The organism is Desulfosporosinus cupriresistens (genome assembly GCF_001707885.1).
In the GTDB taxonomy this organism is placed as follows: domain Bacteria; phylum Bacillota; class Desulfitobacteriia; order Desulfitobacteriales; family Desulfitobacteriaceae; genus Desulfosporosinus.
The window spans coordinates 16,343-31,158 of the sequence record NZ_MASS01000029.1 but is presented as its reverse complement, the minus strand read 5'-3'; the positions used below and the strand labels follow the sequence as shown (position 1 = coordinate 31,158).

Here is a 14,816-nt window from a genome sequence, read left to right as displayed (position 1 = left end):
CAGACCGTATCATGATTGACACAAGTACTTTGCAAGCTTTCCTAGCACAAGGCCCCATATAGGAGCTGTTCCACAAGCCCTAAGGTCGTTCTACACCCCCGTCGACAGCAACCAGAAAAAGCTTCTGCTTAGTGTAGCGTGTACAAACGAGCTAAGACACTTCCTCCCCAAAAACATATCGTGTTTTACCATACTCTTCAATGTCACGTTTCCTGGCTTCATATCCCTGGCGACCCATTAAAGCATATGTCCCGTTCTTACCTTCCTCGACTCCCGGTTGGTCGAAAGCATTGATGTTCAATAACTCACCCATATAGGCCGTCTCCCACTCAAGAAGGAGAAGTAATTGCCCTACATGATAAGCATCTAAGGTGGGTAGTATAATCTTCTGATGTTGCCGCCCAGCAAGGGTCAAGGCGTATTCGGTTGCTTTTTGTTCCGCGAACAACAGCTCTTCCAGGGTTCGCCCCCCTAAGAATTGAATGTCTTCCGGTAACTCTAAATCGATCGGAATCTCTTGAGATTCCTTAAATTTCTCTACGGCTACAAAGGTTATGACCTTATCATCGGGCCCCTCAGCATATAACTGAACTTGGGAATGTTGATCTGTTACCCCCAACGCTTTCACAGGTGTCTGTCCGATGTGAACAGCACGTCCCTGTCGATCGTAACCTTTCCCTAAGCTTTCAGCCCACAATTGAGCATACCAGTCCGCCATTGTTTTTAAACCGTCCGCATAGGGCATAAACACCGAGATATTTTTTCCCTTTTGCCATGACAAAAGAGCTAGGGCCGCTCGTAATTGTGCCGGATTAGAGGTTACCCCCTTAGCTGCCCGGATCTGCTGATCCATTACTAAAGCACCTTCAAGCAGCTGATTAATATCAACCCCGCATATAGCGGCAGCAAGCAATCCTACGGGCGTCAGTTCTGAGAAGCGCCCGCCAATTCCAGCGGGAATCACAAACCGTTTATATCCCTCTTTCAGAGCAATCGGCAGGAGATTTCCCTTTTCTTTATCTGTCGTGACGACAATATGTTCAGCGTAGCTGTCTCCACATACCCGTCGTAAGGTATCTCGAACAATTAGAAATTGAGCCATAGTTTCTGAGGTGTTACCTGATTTTGAAATTACATTAAAAAGAGTTTTGCTTGGCTCAAGCATCTGCAACAACTCATTCACGCGTACCGGATCAATATTATCCACGACATAAAAGCGGGGGCGGTGACCACGCTCGGCCGGAGAAAGTTCATTATAATAGTAATGATTTAGTGCTTGGTGAACAGCTAACGGTCCTAGAGCAGATCCCCCGATTCCCAAAACTACAAAATTTTCAAATTTAGGAGCAATAGTATTAGCATATTCAATTATTTCTGAGAGCTCGGTTTTCATGGAAACCAAAAGCTTTGAGAAATCAAGCTCTCCAGCCTCTCTTCGGGTCAAGAGTGAAACCTGCGCTTGGTCCAGAGCGTTCTGAAGCCCCAACAGTTCCTCTTCTTTAAACCCCTTCGGATTTTGATAGCTACTCATCATTCCTGTATAATCGATCATTATTGTAGGTCTTGCTTGGTTTTCCATTATTCACCCTCATCTCTAAAATTATTTTCTGATGTATGCTAAATCGAAAGTTCATTCGCTAGATTATAGAGTTCTTTATTAAATGGTCGCCGTATACCATAAGCGGCATCTAGGGGTCTAGAGACAACGGCTTGATCGACATAAGCAGTCATCTTATTAGATTCTTTCTCCAAAATGATCTCAACCGCTTTGCCACCCATGCCTGCGGCAATCACGGCATCTAAAGCACTTGGGTTTCCTCCACGTTGTATATGGCCTAAAACAGTGATCCGAGTCTCAAACCCTGAACGGGATCGCAATTCTTCTCCGATTTTATATGCGCTTCCCACGCCTTCGGAAACTAAGATAATGCTATGGTTTTTCCCACGTTGATGACCACGCTTTAATTTATCACTGATTTCATCTAGATTATACGGAATTTCAGGGACCAAGATTGATTCAGCTCCACAGGCTAAACCTGCCTGAAGCGCAATATTTCCGCAATTTCTTCCCATAACTTCCACTATAAACGTCCGTTCGTGAGAAGACGCTGTATCTCGAATTTTACTCACGGCATCCACGACGGTATTCGTTGCTGTATCGAATCCTATTGTTAGATCAGTTCCAGCGATATCATTGTCAATAGTTCCTGGAATCCCCACAATCTGAATACCCTGAGCGACTAGAGTTTGGGCTCCTCGAAAAGACCCATCCCCTCCAATTACCACCAATGCTTCAATTTTATGCTTATGTAACTGTTCTAGAGCCATTTGCTGTCCTTCTTGGGTCCGCATTTCTTCGGAACGTGCTGTCTTCAATATCGTTCCACCACGAAGCACAATATCTGCAACTGAACCAATACTCATTTCTTGAATTTCTCCGTGTATAAGCCCCTCATAGCCACGACTTACTCCGTAAACCTCAAGCCCATGGTAAATCCCTTTCCGCACCACTGCGCGAAGGGCTGCATTCATACCTGGAGCATCTCCTCCACTAGTTAGCACCCCAATCCGTTGTATTTTACCCAGCATAGTATCACCCCTTCACATTATCTTCTTTATCATAGTTTCTACTCTAGTAAATCACATTATTTTTGTCTAATCTAGCATTATTTGATGTATGCGTTAAGGCCTAAGTTCTTATAAAGACAAAAGTATAAAACTATGCTTTAAAAGACTTTAATATTATTTCATATTTTTTATATAGTTCTTGATCACTTGCCAGCTTAGCCTGGATTTTTTGATAAGAAGTTATCATGGTAGAATGTTTACGATTAAAATAACAGCCGATTAACGGAAAAGAAATCTGGCAAAGAGTCCGTATCGTATATATGGCCAATTGTCTCGCTTCATTCACATTAGTCTTTCGACTTGGCCCTACCAATTCTTCAACAGAAACTTTCGTATTCTGGGAAACTATGTTGATAATATTCATTGGGTCAGCGACCATTTTTCTTTTTTCTTCTTCCTTATCCCAAAAGACTTGGAAACACTGCAAGCTAAGTTCATCTTCTTCTAATTCTGCAAATTGAATAAATTGCTCAATGACTCTCATGGCATCTGCTAAATTGTCTGTAAGCCCAGCAATAACACCCACGACCAATTTGTCCATGAAAAGGTGTTTTTGATGAATATATTCCTCCAGGAAGCGCTCCATCTCATGTTCAAGAGGGCGATTAACTGGGACGACGACGCCACTTAAAAAACGAGACGCCAGCCGCTCCCCGAGAAATTCCAGCTGTGGCAGATCGGCTTCAAGTGAAATGACCATCTTTCCTCCATTTCCAATGACATATTCGTACGTGTAATGGAGTTCTTCGATCGTTTTAACTTTGCCCTCAAAAAATTGAAGATCATCGATCAGAAGCAACCGAGTAGAGCGGTATCGTTGCCGAAAAAGCTTAAGCTTGTTATCCTGAGCTGCGTAAGCATACTGACGAGAAAAAGACAAAGCATCTGTAAATATACTCTCTTCATTCAACCTGTTATGTTGATAAAGAGAGCGCAACATAGTTGATTTACCTATCCCTCTGGGTCCGTAAATCAGCGCAACATTTGGGGCTGCTTCTAGTCGGTAACTTCTGATCAGACGCCAGGCTCGAATATTGAATTCGCTTAAAAACCAGTTCAAACGTGCCTCTCCTTTATTTAACTTAGTAGAAAAAAAGGCTTACCTAAGCATCGAGTCTATTATCGCATTAAATTGGAAAGGAATTTAGCCTTACATGTCGAAACACTCAGAAATACAGCTTCACTCTTGAAGGGAGCACAGTTGATGACAACTAATACGCATGACAAATTTGCTATAAATGCCAAGAACAATGGAGAAGGCATGTATGATATTCAGAAAATCTGCGATGCCCACATTCATCTTTTTCCCGATCGCTTAATGGGAGCGATTTTAGATTGGTTTGTGCAACGCGGTTGGACTATGCCCTATCGTCAACCCGTTGAGACCCTTTTGAATTATCTTGAAAACATTGGGGTAACGTCGGCTTTTGTTTTAGGTTACGTCCACAAAAAGGATATGGCGGCCGGAATCAACGCATGGCTCAAAGATGTTTGCGAGAAGTTTCCTTGGTTACACCCTTTTGCTGCCCTTCATCAAGATGACACTGGGCAAGAGAAAATCTTAAGTCAAGCCCTTGATGAATGGGATTTTCCCGGTGTCAAGATTCACACGTTTGTGCAAAATGTTGCTGCTAATGACGAACGTTTGTGGCCTATGTATCGCATGCTCAGTGAAAGGCGAAAGGGGATAATTCTCCATTTAAGTGGGCTGCCTATTGAAACCCCTAATACACGAGTTGATGCACTTCTAGATGTACTCAAGTCCTTCCCTAATCTGAAGATCACCATCGCGCACATGGGTCTTCCTAAGGACTTCTCGCTAGCAGTAAAATTAGCTGCTAACTATTCGAACGTTTACCTGGATACTGCCTATATGTTAGGTAACCCCCGCTTTCCATTGCAGGAAGACTGGCTCAAAGCAATCGATGCTAATCCAACTAAATTCATTTATGGCTCGGATTTCCCAATAATGGACTACTCCCCCCATGATGCCATCCAAGCCGTTAACCTGCTTCCTCTTACGAAAGAAGTAAAAACACAATTGTTATGGGATAATGCCCAGAGATTTCTCCATACAGAAAAGTCATAAAGAAGACTTAGTGTTTCTTCTTTATTTCCCTTGGCCTCCGACCTCTGCCTTCTGAGCTGCTAAATATCTGTAGCATTCATCAGCAATAACCGTCAAGGACTTATTCCTACGGGTTAAAAGGTAAAAACCACGTTCAATCGAAAAATCTTGGACATTCACCCATACTAAACCTTGCTCGGCATGAGACTCTAAGGCATGTCTTGATAGAAACGAATAACCTAACCCAGAACGAACAGCATTTTTCACACCTTCTGTACTTCCAACTTCTAAGGCTACGTTGAAGTCATTTAAATCGAGTCCGCGTTTAGTAAGCGCCTCTTCGAAGGCCCTCCGATGGCCGGAGCCGTTCTCCCGAATAATCATAGGAAATTCCCGCAGCATATTAATTTCAACACTTTGATCAGTACATAATGGATGATCAGAAGGGACTACAAAACCTAGTTCATCCTTAACCCAGTATTCAGAAGTTAGTTTTTCCGTATCGAATACTGCTCCAACAACGGCAAAATCCACTTCGTGAGCAAGTGCCTTTTCTGCCATCTCTAGACTGTCTCCGATGGATAATTTGAATTGTATTTCAGGATACAGTTTTCTGAAAGAAGCTAAGAAATTGGGCAGTAAATATTCGCCTGGAATGTGTGAAGCACCGATATGGATTTTGCCATTCATTAGCCTTTCCGAACCTCCGATTTCTCGCATAAGCTCTGACCATTCATCGAGCATATGGAAGGCATGCCGATAAACTGTTTCACCCTCCGGTGTTAGAGCAAAACCCTTTCCCTTGCGATATAGCAATTTCACCCCCAGTTTCTCTTCGAGCGCCCGCATCTGATTGGAGACCGCAGGTTGGCTAATTCCTAATTTTCGCGCAACAACAGTAAAACTCTGTTCCTCTACAACTTGACCAAATAAACGCAGCAAATCTAACATATTAACCCCCTCCATCTGAGATTTCATCTTAGAACTAACGTGGGCCGAGTGGAACTTTCACCACCTAGTTAATCGCCATGCGTGGCGCACTACGCAGAAGAAGAGGGCCAGGCCCTCTTCTTCTGCGATAGTGTACAATCTAGTGCCATTCAGAGTGTAACTAGAGTTGAATGGTAACTTTCTTCATCCTTTGGTCTTCTAATGGTTTATCGCTACGATCCTTCTGAACACTGACAATCCGATCGACTTCTTCCATTCCTTCGATGACTTTTCCGAAGGAAGCATACTGACCATCTAAATGAGTTGAAGCCTTAACAACAATAAAAAATTGAGAACTAGCTGAATTGGGGGCTGAGGTCCGAGCCATGGATATAACTCCACGGTCATGCCTTAAATCATTTTTAAAACCGTTGGCGGAAAATTCACCTGGAATTGTTTGTTTACTACCACCCATTCCTGTCCCATTGGGGTCTCCGCCTTGGATCATAAAGCCTGGAATGACTCTATGGAAAATGAGGCCATCGAAAAATCCTTCAGTGACGAGGGATACAAAGTTCTTAACAGTTTGAGGTGCTACCTCTGGATATAGTTCAATCTTAATCGTGTTTCCGTTTTCCATCTCTAAAGTAACGATAGGATTTTGCTTAAGTCCTTGGTCTTGTGTACTTTCATTTGTCACCTGAGTGACCTCCTTCATGTTTGGGTTTTTATGTTTAGGTTTTTATCCTATAAATTATACCACTTGACTTGGCTTTCGCCTAATGTTAAGAAGGTTTTGTTTCAGTCTACCCGACCTCGTTTCACATTATAAAGATAGATTAAGAACACAATAAGGGCAAGAACAATTCCACCTCGTGCCAAATAACGATGCAAAATAAACGTGATTTTTGCCCAGTGTTCTCCAAGGATTCGTCCGAGTGTAATAAACGTTAATGCCCATAGAAAAGCGCCCATCCCGGCTAACACTGCATACCGACCAAAATGAAGCTTACTCATCCCAGAAAAGTACGCTGTAAAATGACGAAATCCTGGAAAGAAGTACCCTATCACAATAAGTCGGTCGCCAAAATGTTGAAACCAATGTTCAGCCCGAGCGATCTTTTTTTCATTCAGATGAAGATAGGGAGCAATCTTATGCAAGAACGGAATTCCTAATCGCCTTCCAACCCAATAACTCAAGTTCATTCCCAGAAAACTACCAAGAGTGGCGACAAAAAGGGTTTCCCCATAATTCATTCGCCCCAATGTGGTTTGAAACCCACTAAACGTCATGAGAAATTCATCGGGTACCGGCACACCGACCATACCACCAATAAGTAGTAGAAATAAGCCTTCATAACGATAGTGATAAATTATGTCCGTCACATAGTGCTCTAGCCCGTGCATACCCTGCCTGCCTTCCTCGATGCGTGGTTCGTGGTTCGACTATTTAATAAGTTACAACCTGATATGTTTCAGCGTTTGCAGCGTTTGAGACGTTTCCACACCACATAGATCACCACCAAAACAATGGCCCCTCCAACGACTATGTCGGCACGATGAAAGTAAGGTTTGAGTGAATCCCAATTCTCTCCTAATTTTTGACCCACAAAAATTAGGAGCGCACACCAGAAAAACGCGCCAATTGTCGTATAGCCAGCCATTTTCATTGGATTCATTCGCGCGATACCTGCAGGTAAGGAAATGAAAGTGCGTACGATTGGTAACATTCGACCAACAAAAACGGTCGCTTCACCATAGTGTTCAAATAAGCGTTCTGTCCAAGCCAGTTCTCGGTTATTGATAAAGAAATAACGCCCATAACGTTTGAGGAACGGCAGACCTCCCCACACACCGACATAATAAGCAACAAGTGCTCCAAAAAGGTTCCCCAAAGTTGCAGCGATGGTTGCTTGCCAAAAACCAAATCGTCCTGCAAATACCATGTAACCTGTAAACGGAAGAATGATTTCACTTGGCAAAGGAATACAAGCACTTTCGATTGCCATGGCAAAGAAAACACCAGCATAGCCGAAAGATGAAATCATATATTCAACGAATTGTCCAAGGTGCGTTAAAATTGCTTCCAATGTAAACCCCCTTTACTAATCTCTGATAACCAATATTCATTCTTAAGTATCGTGGGTATTTTACCACAGACCCGTTCCCTTTGCCAAATCGATCCAAAAAATTTATATTGTTTTATTTTCGATTCAATTTTTTAGATTCTACTTTCACTCCCTAAAATCCTTCAAGGTCCGCAAAGCAGACATTATTTCTAACATCTGCTTTGGTTAAGAACTAATTTTTATTTCTTGGAAAGATTATGACTTTTCTCCCGTTTTGCTCAACTGATGATGACTTACCAGTCCGTTAGAACATTCATAAACAACCTTCTTTGTATCTACCACTGTTTCAAGACTGACTGATTTACCCCAGAGAAATTGAACAAGGGAAAGGGTTCTCTCGAGATAGACAATATCGAGATCAACGCCTTCATGACGGTGTCTAAGATATAGCCCGCCTTTACCCTCATAGTCTCCCTCAAGTACTACGATTCGAGGATGCCCTCCATTAACTAGCTGCTGTACCAGATTGTCACGCACTTTTTCCCATTCGTTTTCGGTAACTTGCCAGTGGGCCCCAACTTTACGAAAATTGAATAAATTTAGTTCCTCCACTAGTTCACGAGTGAGATGATTACGAATAAACGAAAGGTCGTTTTCGGTTTCGCGCAGCTCAAAAATTTCGCTTAGAGGTTTAATTTTCGCCAGATGTTCCCATATCTTTACACCCAGATAGTACGGATTCATACCCATACGCGAAGGTTGCACGACTTGACTGTGCATAAGCGCAAATTCTAGGGATTCGGCATCTGTAAGATCAAGTTCATGCATAATTCTGGCATGCCAGAATGTCGCCCATCCCTCGTTAATAATTTTCGTTTCGATTTGGGGATAGAAATATAGCGATTCTTCCCGAACTATACCAACAATATCTCTTTGCCATTCTTCGAGGCCAGGTGCAAACTTAATAATATAGAGTAAAAGATCTTCATACTCTGGTTTGGACTCGCATTTACAATCATCTTCCATCAGATCTCCCCATAAATCTTCATAGGGCAAAGAAGTTCTTTTTGTCCGAACCTTCTTGGGAGAGTCTGCCTTACTTAGTTCCTTTGTAGTACAATTTCCTCCACAGGAACCACAAGAATGATTCCCAGAACAGGCATCACCTGGGCACTTATGACCTTCATCTTTGCTTGGACGATTGACCCGGGGTAAATTCTCCATTTTGCCTTTAATGCCAATATGAGACCGATAATCCACATGTTCTTGTATAGCTAGAACTGCATCCAAGGTTCGCTCAACTTTTTCTCGCCCATACAATAATTCATATTCTCGAATTTTCTCGGCATGGGCACCCATCCGCTCAACCATGTCCTTTGGCGTACGTGAAAAATAGTAATTATTCTTAAAGAAGTCAACATGGGCATAAACATGTCCAATTACCAGTTTGTTTTGAACCAATCGATTGCCGTCCAACAAAAAAGCATAAGCCGGATTAGTATTAATAACTAGTTCATAAATCCGGCTCAAATTCAAATCATATTGAGTCTTCATCCGATAAAAAGCTTTTCCGAAGCTCCAATGTGTGAAACGGACCGGCATCCCATAGGCTCCAAACGTATATAAGGCTTCCGCCGGAACGATTTCAAAATTTACAGGATAGAAATCAAGTCCCATGCCACGGGCCACTTGAGCGATATCCTGAGCTATGGAGTTTAAGGCTCGCTTCTCATTGTCCATGACTTCCCCCCTACCTTTTGTGCGTTCATCATTTTTAGGTTAGAGCACTGGCTACACTCTTGGGCTAAATTTTAGGAGAAAACCGTCTTGAGAGCGGCATATACCTCATTGCGGTCTCTGATCGTCACCAAGCGTAGTTTTGGGTCTGTAATGCGTTTTAACGTTGACATTAGGGTACTCGAGTAATGCGTTCTTAAGATCTCTCCGTAGCCTACAACCCGGCTCACTTCGACTAATCGTTGCATCAAGGATAGCGCTCTGGAATTATCCGAACCAATATTATCGCCATCTGTAAAATGAACGGGATAAATATTATAGTGAGCCGGAGGATATTCAGTCTCAATCAAATCTAAGGCATATTGATACACTGAGGAACAGCGGGTTCCGCCACTTTCCCCGCGCGTAAAAAATTCAGCCTCGGTTACTTCTTTGGCCTCGGTATGATGCGCTAGAAAACGTATCTCCACATTTTCATACTTTAGGCGTAGGAAACGAACCATCCAAAAGAAAAAGGTCCGAGCGATATATTTTTCAAATTGCCCCATTGAGCCGGAGGTATCCATCATCGCCAGAATTACAGCATTCGTCTCAAAATTTGGCCGAGTTTCCCAAGTCTTAAAGCGCAGGTCTTCAGGGGAAATTTTTAATCTGGCATCTTTCTCCTGTTTTTGAGAAAAGGCCTGCCTCTTGATACTTTCCAGCAGCGTGCGCTTCTTATCAACATTCGCCATTAGCCCTTTTTTTCGAACATCGTTGAATTCCGGACGATCATGAGCAATTAGTGGTCTTTTTTTGTCGTCCAGATTGGGTAACTTTAGTTCTTCGAACAGAATATTTGCTAAGTCCTCATAAGTGACTTCTGCCTCATAGATATCTTGACCCGGTTCTTCACCAGCTCCACTCCCAGCTGCGCCTTTGCCCTTGGCCTGATCACGCCCCAAAATTTCACCCGGAACCATCTTTTTAGTTCCCTGTCCGGTATGATTCTTTTTATTTAAATCATACCGGAAACGAAATTCTTCCAGAGAACGCATGGGAATTTTAGTGCTCTTTTTGCCATCTGTTAGGATGATACTTTCATCAACAATCAAATCACCGAGTTGTTGCTTAATGACTTCCTCAACTTTTTCCTGTGTGCCTTGTTTGGTCTTGATACCCTTTGCGATGCAAACTCCAGTCATCACGACTCACAATGATGTCATCTGCCACGTTTATCCCCCTTCCTCTCTATCGGTTAAGGAGGGCCCCAACATACTTCACAATCTCATTGGCACAGATTGGGCAGTATCCATGTTCATTAACGAGACGATCCATAACATTATTGATTCTTAACAATTGCTCTTGATCTGGATGTTCAACAGAGGTAGTGATCTTTACTATATCCTTCAAATCAGCAAACAATTTTTTTCAATGGCTTCCTTCAACCGTTCATGGGACGTATAACTAAATACTTTCCCTTTTCGGGCATACATCGAAATCCGAATGAGAATTTCCTCACGGAAAGTTTTTTTAGCATTTTCCGAAACCCCGATTTGTTCTTCAATACTGCGCATTAGTTGTTCATCAGGAGCTAATTCTTCACTGGTAATTGGGTCAAACAGCTTGGTAGAATTGCAAAACGCCTCAACATTATCCAGATAATTGTTCAATAACGACTTCGCAGATTCTTCATACGCGTAGACAAATGCCTTCTGGACCTCTTTCTTGGCCATTTCGTCATACTCACGCCGAGCAACCGCAATTAGATTGAGAAGATTCTCCTTTTCCTCTTTCATGATCGAGGTATGCTGAGCTAGCCCATCTTTGATAGCCCTCAAAATATCTAATGCGTTAATACACGCATGCTGATCTCGAATCAAAGCTGTTGAAATTCGATTGATCACGTAACGTGGATCTACGCCATCCATTCCTTCGCCTTGCTCGTCTCCCTCCATCATTAACTCTTTGATATCCTTTTGATTAAATCCTTCCACATCTTCGCCGTCATAGATCCGCATCTTTTTAACTAGATCCATCCCTTGTTTCTTTGATGGCTTTAAGCGAGATAGGACACTGAAAACAGATGTGGCCCAGAGACTATGAGGAGCAAGATGCACATTTTGGATGTCACTTTGGCTAATCAATTTTTCATAGATTTTTACTTCATCGCTTACTTTGAGATTATAAGGAATGTGCATAACAATAATTCTGGACTGTAGGGCTTCGTTTTTCTTATTTGCAATAAACGCCCGATATTCATTTTCATTGGTATGAGCAATTACTAGCTCATCCGCAGAAATAAGCGCAAATCTCCCAGCTTTGAAATTCCCCTCCTGGGAGAGGCTTAGAAGATTCCAAAGGAACTTTTCATCGGACTTCAGCATTTCTTGAAATTCCATGAGGCCTCGGTTGGCCTTGTTGAGTTCTCCGTCAAAACGATAAGCACGCGGATCAGACTCTGATCCGTATTCAGTAATCGTCGAAAAATCAATACTACCCGTTAAATCGGCGATATCTTGTGACTTAGGGTCCGAGGGAGTAAACGTACCAACTCCTACTCTTTGCTCTTCTGAGAAAAGAATTCGTTTCACTGGAAAACTTTCAACTTCACCGCCAAATTCCTCTTCCAAACGCAAACGGCAAACTGGGCAGAGGTTTCCCTCGATCCGGATACCATACCTCTGTTCAAACTCTTGACGTAAGGACAGCGGCAGCAGATGCAGGGGATCCTCATGCATCGGGCACCCATCAATAGCGTAAACCGCTCCTTCCTCAGTTCTAGTGAATTCTTCAAGTCCACGTTTCAAAAGACTAACAATTGTCGATTTACCACCACTTACTGGCCCCATTAACAATAAAATACGTTTACGGACATCCAAACGTTTTGCCGCACTATGAAAATACTCTTCGATAAGACGCTCTAACGTCTTATCTAACCCAAAAAGCTCCTTGTCAAAAAAATTGTATTTTTTCTGATCTCCGTTTGTTTCAACTCCAGCAGCTTTGATCATCGCATAGATTCGAGCATGAGCATGCAATGCCAAGTTAGGGTTTTTAGTAACCATTGACAAGTAATCACCAAACGTACCGCTCCATGCCAGAGCAGCCTCATTTTCACGATATTCACGCAACCACTTTATGACTTCCATGGTAGCCCTCCCTTCTCTAACCTCAAGCAAGACCTGTTGGGTCATATTTAAGTATATGCCTACTCTTGGAAGATAAGGCATATACTTATGGATGAAAATGAAAAGAACACCTCAAATAATTGAGATGTTCTTTTCTTTGAATAAAACAATTATTCGATTTTTTTCAAATCCCAGGGGTCGTAGGCAAATTCACCACGCATAATATCTAAACGAGCTACAATATAGTCTCCTTTCTCATCACGATCGACGCGAACAACAGTACCCAGGCAACGGTTACATGTGATAACACGATCTCCTATTTTAAACTGTTGTTGGCGACGATGGAAAGAGCGCGGTTCGGGTTCACGCATTATGATTGCCAATCTGTGATACCCTCCTTTTATCTATTTCGCTATTAACCATTTTTATATTAGCATAACTGGCTCTAGAAATCTAGATGAAGTTAGAATATTCACAATTTTAAATTTTTATTGACCTTTTGATTTTTATAATCTAAAGGGGATGTGCTAAAACTTGTTACTATATTTTTCACATCCCCACTTTTGCTTCTATATAATCAAAACACAAGCGTCCTCACTCCACTTTAATAGTGAAAATGAGGACGCTTATTGATTGTTGTAACCACTTGAAATTTTGGAGACTGAGTTTTCACACATCCCCTTTAGTCTTAATACATGTGTAAATACTGGTCAAGTTCCCACTGAGTGACTGTGACTTGAAAACTATCCCATTCTTCAGTCTTTGCCTCGACAAAGCGATTATAGATATGATTACCAAGTGCTTCACGGATGGCAGGAGCCTTACTTAACTCATCTAATGCTTCTTTTAAGCTCCCCGGTAGGGAAGCTATCCCCAAGTTTTCGCGTTCTTCTCGGGTCATAGAGTAAATATTTAGATCAACTGCAGGTGGTGGCGTTAGTTTGTTCTTAATACCTTCCAGCCCCGCCTTAAGTTGGACTGCAAGGGCTAAGTAGGGATTACAAGAAGGATCTGGACTTCGAAGTTCAATGCGGGTGGAAGAACCTCTTTTAGCAGGTATACGAATCAAGGGACTTCTATTTCGTCCGGACCATGCTACATAACACGGTGCTTCATAACCCGGCACAAGTCTTTTATATGAATTGACTGTTGGGTTCGTGATGGCTGTCAGAGAATGGGCATATTTCATAAGGCCAGCTATATAATTGTAAGCGATTTCGGAAAGCTCCATCGGATCATTGGGATCATAGAAGGCGTTTTTGCCATTCTGAAAAAGTGATTGATTACTGTGCATTCCTGATCCATTAATCCCAAAAATAGGTTTAGGCATGAATGTAGCATGTAAACCGTGATGCTGAGCAATCGTACGTACAACGAAACGAAACGTTGCCATTTTATCTGCAATATCCAGAGCATCTGAATATTTGAAATCAATCTCATGTTGTCCGGGCGCCACTTCGTGATGAGAAGCTTCAATCTCATAGCCCATTTGTTCTAACGTTAAAACCATATCGCGACGTGCATTCTCGCCAAGATCGATTGGTGTTAGATCAAAATAACCAGCTTTATCGTGTGTAGTTGTCGTTGGTCGTCCTTCAGCATCCGTATGGAAGAGGAAGAATTCCAATTCCGGCCCGACATTCATAGCATACCCCATTTCAGAGGCTTCCTTTAAGACTCTTTTCAACGCATTGCGTGGGCATCCCACAAAAGGGGTTCCATCAGGGTTATAAACATCACAAATGAGCCGAGCGACTCCTCCCTCTTTGGGGCGCCAAGGAAAAACAACGAAGGTATTAGGATCAGGTCTCAAATACATATCGGATTCTTCAATGCGGGCAAATCCTTCAATTGACGAACCGTCAAACATCATTTCCCCATCTAGGGCCTTTTCCAGCTGCTCAATTGTAATGGCCACATTCTTAAGAATTCCAAAGATATCTGTAAACTGCAACCGAATGAACTTAACCCCCTTGTCATGTGCTTCCCGCAAGACATCTTCTTTGGTCATCATCATATTATTAATCTCTCCCTTCCACTCTTAAAAAACGAAAAACGTCCATGCGTCAACCCTGAATGGCTCAGCATGGACAATACTTTGTCCTACTAGTCAGAAAGTATAACTGAAAGTTATATACTTTCTAGTGCAACTAGGGCGACCGGCGTCGCCTGATGGCTGCAAGAAGGCTAATACGTGCAAAGACAGTGTCTTCGTGGGCGCTAGCCAGTTTACAAGCCTTATAAGGATAGTATATCCATTGTTATTTCAATTTA

General features: G+C 42.4%; 11 protein-coding genes and 2 pseudogenes. 1 reads left to right on the top strand and 12 read right to left on the bottom strand.

Annotated elements, in window-relative coordinates; genetic code table 11:
• Positions 1-151 precede the first annotated feature (151 nt).
• The 3 genes from DSBG_RS12490 to DSBG_RS12480 form a co-directional block, all read right to left on the bottom strand.
• Entirely contained in the window at positions 152-1,579 is a 1,428-nt protein-coding gene (locus DSBG_RS12490) for a glucose-6-phosphate isomerase (protein WP_068964653.1), read from the bottom strand.
• Positions 1,580-1,617: 38 nt separating this feature from the next.
• Entirely contained in the window at positions 1,618-2,589 is a 972-nt protein-coding gene (pfkA, locus tag DSBG_RS12485; RefSeq protein ID WP_068964652.1) for a 6-phosphofructokinase, read from the bottom strand.
• 130 nt (positions 2,590-2,719) lie between these two features.
• Positions 2,720-3,688 carry a DnaA/Hda family protein gene (locus DSBG_RS12480; protein ID WP_068964651.1) on the bottom strand — a complete coding sequence of 323 codons (969 nt, stop codon included), beginning with the start codon at positions 3,686-3,688 and terminating at the stop codon, positions 2,720-2,722.
• 144 nt (positions 3,689-3,832) lie between these two features.
• Between DSBG_RS12480 and DSBG_RS12475 the strand changes: the two genes are divergently transcribed.
• Positions 3,833-4,717, top strand: coding sequence for an amidohydrolase family protein (locus DSBG_RS12475; protein WP_083236847.1), 885 nt, complete (start codon positions 3,833-3,835; stop codon positions 4,715-4,717).
• Positions 4,718-4,738: 21 nt separating this feature from the next.
• Here DSBG_RS12475 and DSBG_RS12470 read toward each other — a convergent pair whose 3' ends face one another.
• From DSBG_RS12470 to glnA, 9 genes and pseudogenes are all read right to left on the bottom strand, one after another.
• The gene (locus DSBG_RS12470; protein WP_068964650.1) at positions 4,739-5,647 is read right to left on the bottom strand and encodes a selenium metabolism-associated LysR family transcriptional regulator; all 909 of its coding nucleotides are present in this window, start codon (positions 5,645-5,647) and stop codon (positions 4,739-4,741) included.
• A 160-nt stretch (positions 5,648-5,807) separates the two neighbouring features.
• Entirely contained in the window at positions 5,808-6,326 is a 519-nt protein-coding gene (locus tag DSBG_RS12465) for a peptidylprolyl isomerase (RefSeq protein ID WP_083236846.1), read from the bottom strand.
• Between the two features lie 101 nt (positions 6,327-6,427).
• Complete coding sequence (locus tag DSBG_RS12460) at positions 6,428-7,033, bottom strand: DedA family protein (RefSeq protein WP_009621530.1); 606 nt, start codon at positions 7,031-7,033, stop codon at positions 6,428-6,430.
• Positions 7,034-7,101: 68 nt separating this feature from the next.
• Positions 7,102-7,716, bottom strand: coding sequence for a DedA family protein (locus DSBG_RS12455; RefSeq protein WP_176716266.1), 615 nt, complete (start codon positions 7,714-7,716; stop codon positions 7,102-7,104).
• Positions 7,717-7,950: 234 nt separating this feature from the next.
• On the bottom strand, positions 7,951-9,435 hold the full coding sequence (locus tag DSBG_RS12450; RefSeq protein WP_068964648.1) for a SpoVR family protein: 1,485 nt from the start codon (positions 9,433-9,435) through the stop codon (positions 7,951-7,953).
• 71 nt (positions 9,436-9,506) lie between these two features.
• A pseudogene (gene yhbH, locus DSBG_RS12445) lies at positions 9,507-10,644 on the bottom strand (sporulation protein YhbH).
• Positions 10,645-10,662: 18 nt separating this feature from the next.
• Positions 10,663-12,563: pseudogene (locus DSBG_RS12440) on the bottom strand (PrkA family serine protein kinase).
• 149 nt (positions 12,564-12,712) lie between these two features.
• Complete coding sequence (locus tag DSBG_RS12435) at positions 12,713-12,925, bottom strand: hypothetical protein (protein WP_242877593.1); 213 nt, start codon at positions 12,923-12,925, stop codon at positions 12,713-12,715.
• Positions 12,926-13,230: 305 nt separating this feature from the next.
• Positions 13,231-14,559: a type I glutamate--ammonia ligase gene (gene glnA, locus DSBG_RS12430; RefSeq protein ID WP_068964647.1), complete on the bottom strand. Its 1,329-nt coding sequence runs from the start codon at positions 14,557-14,559 to the stop codon at positions 13,231-13,233.
• Positions 14,560-14,816 lie beyond the last annotated feature (257 nt).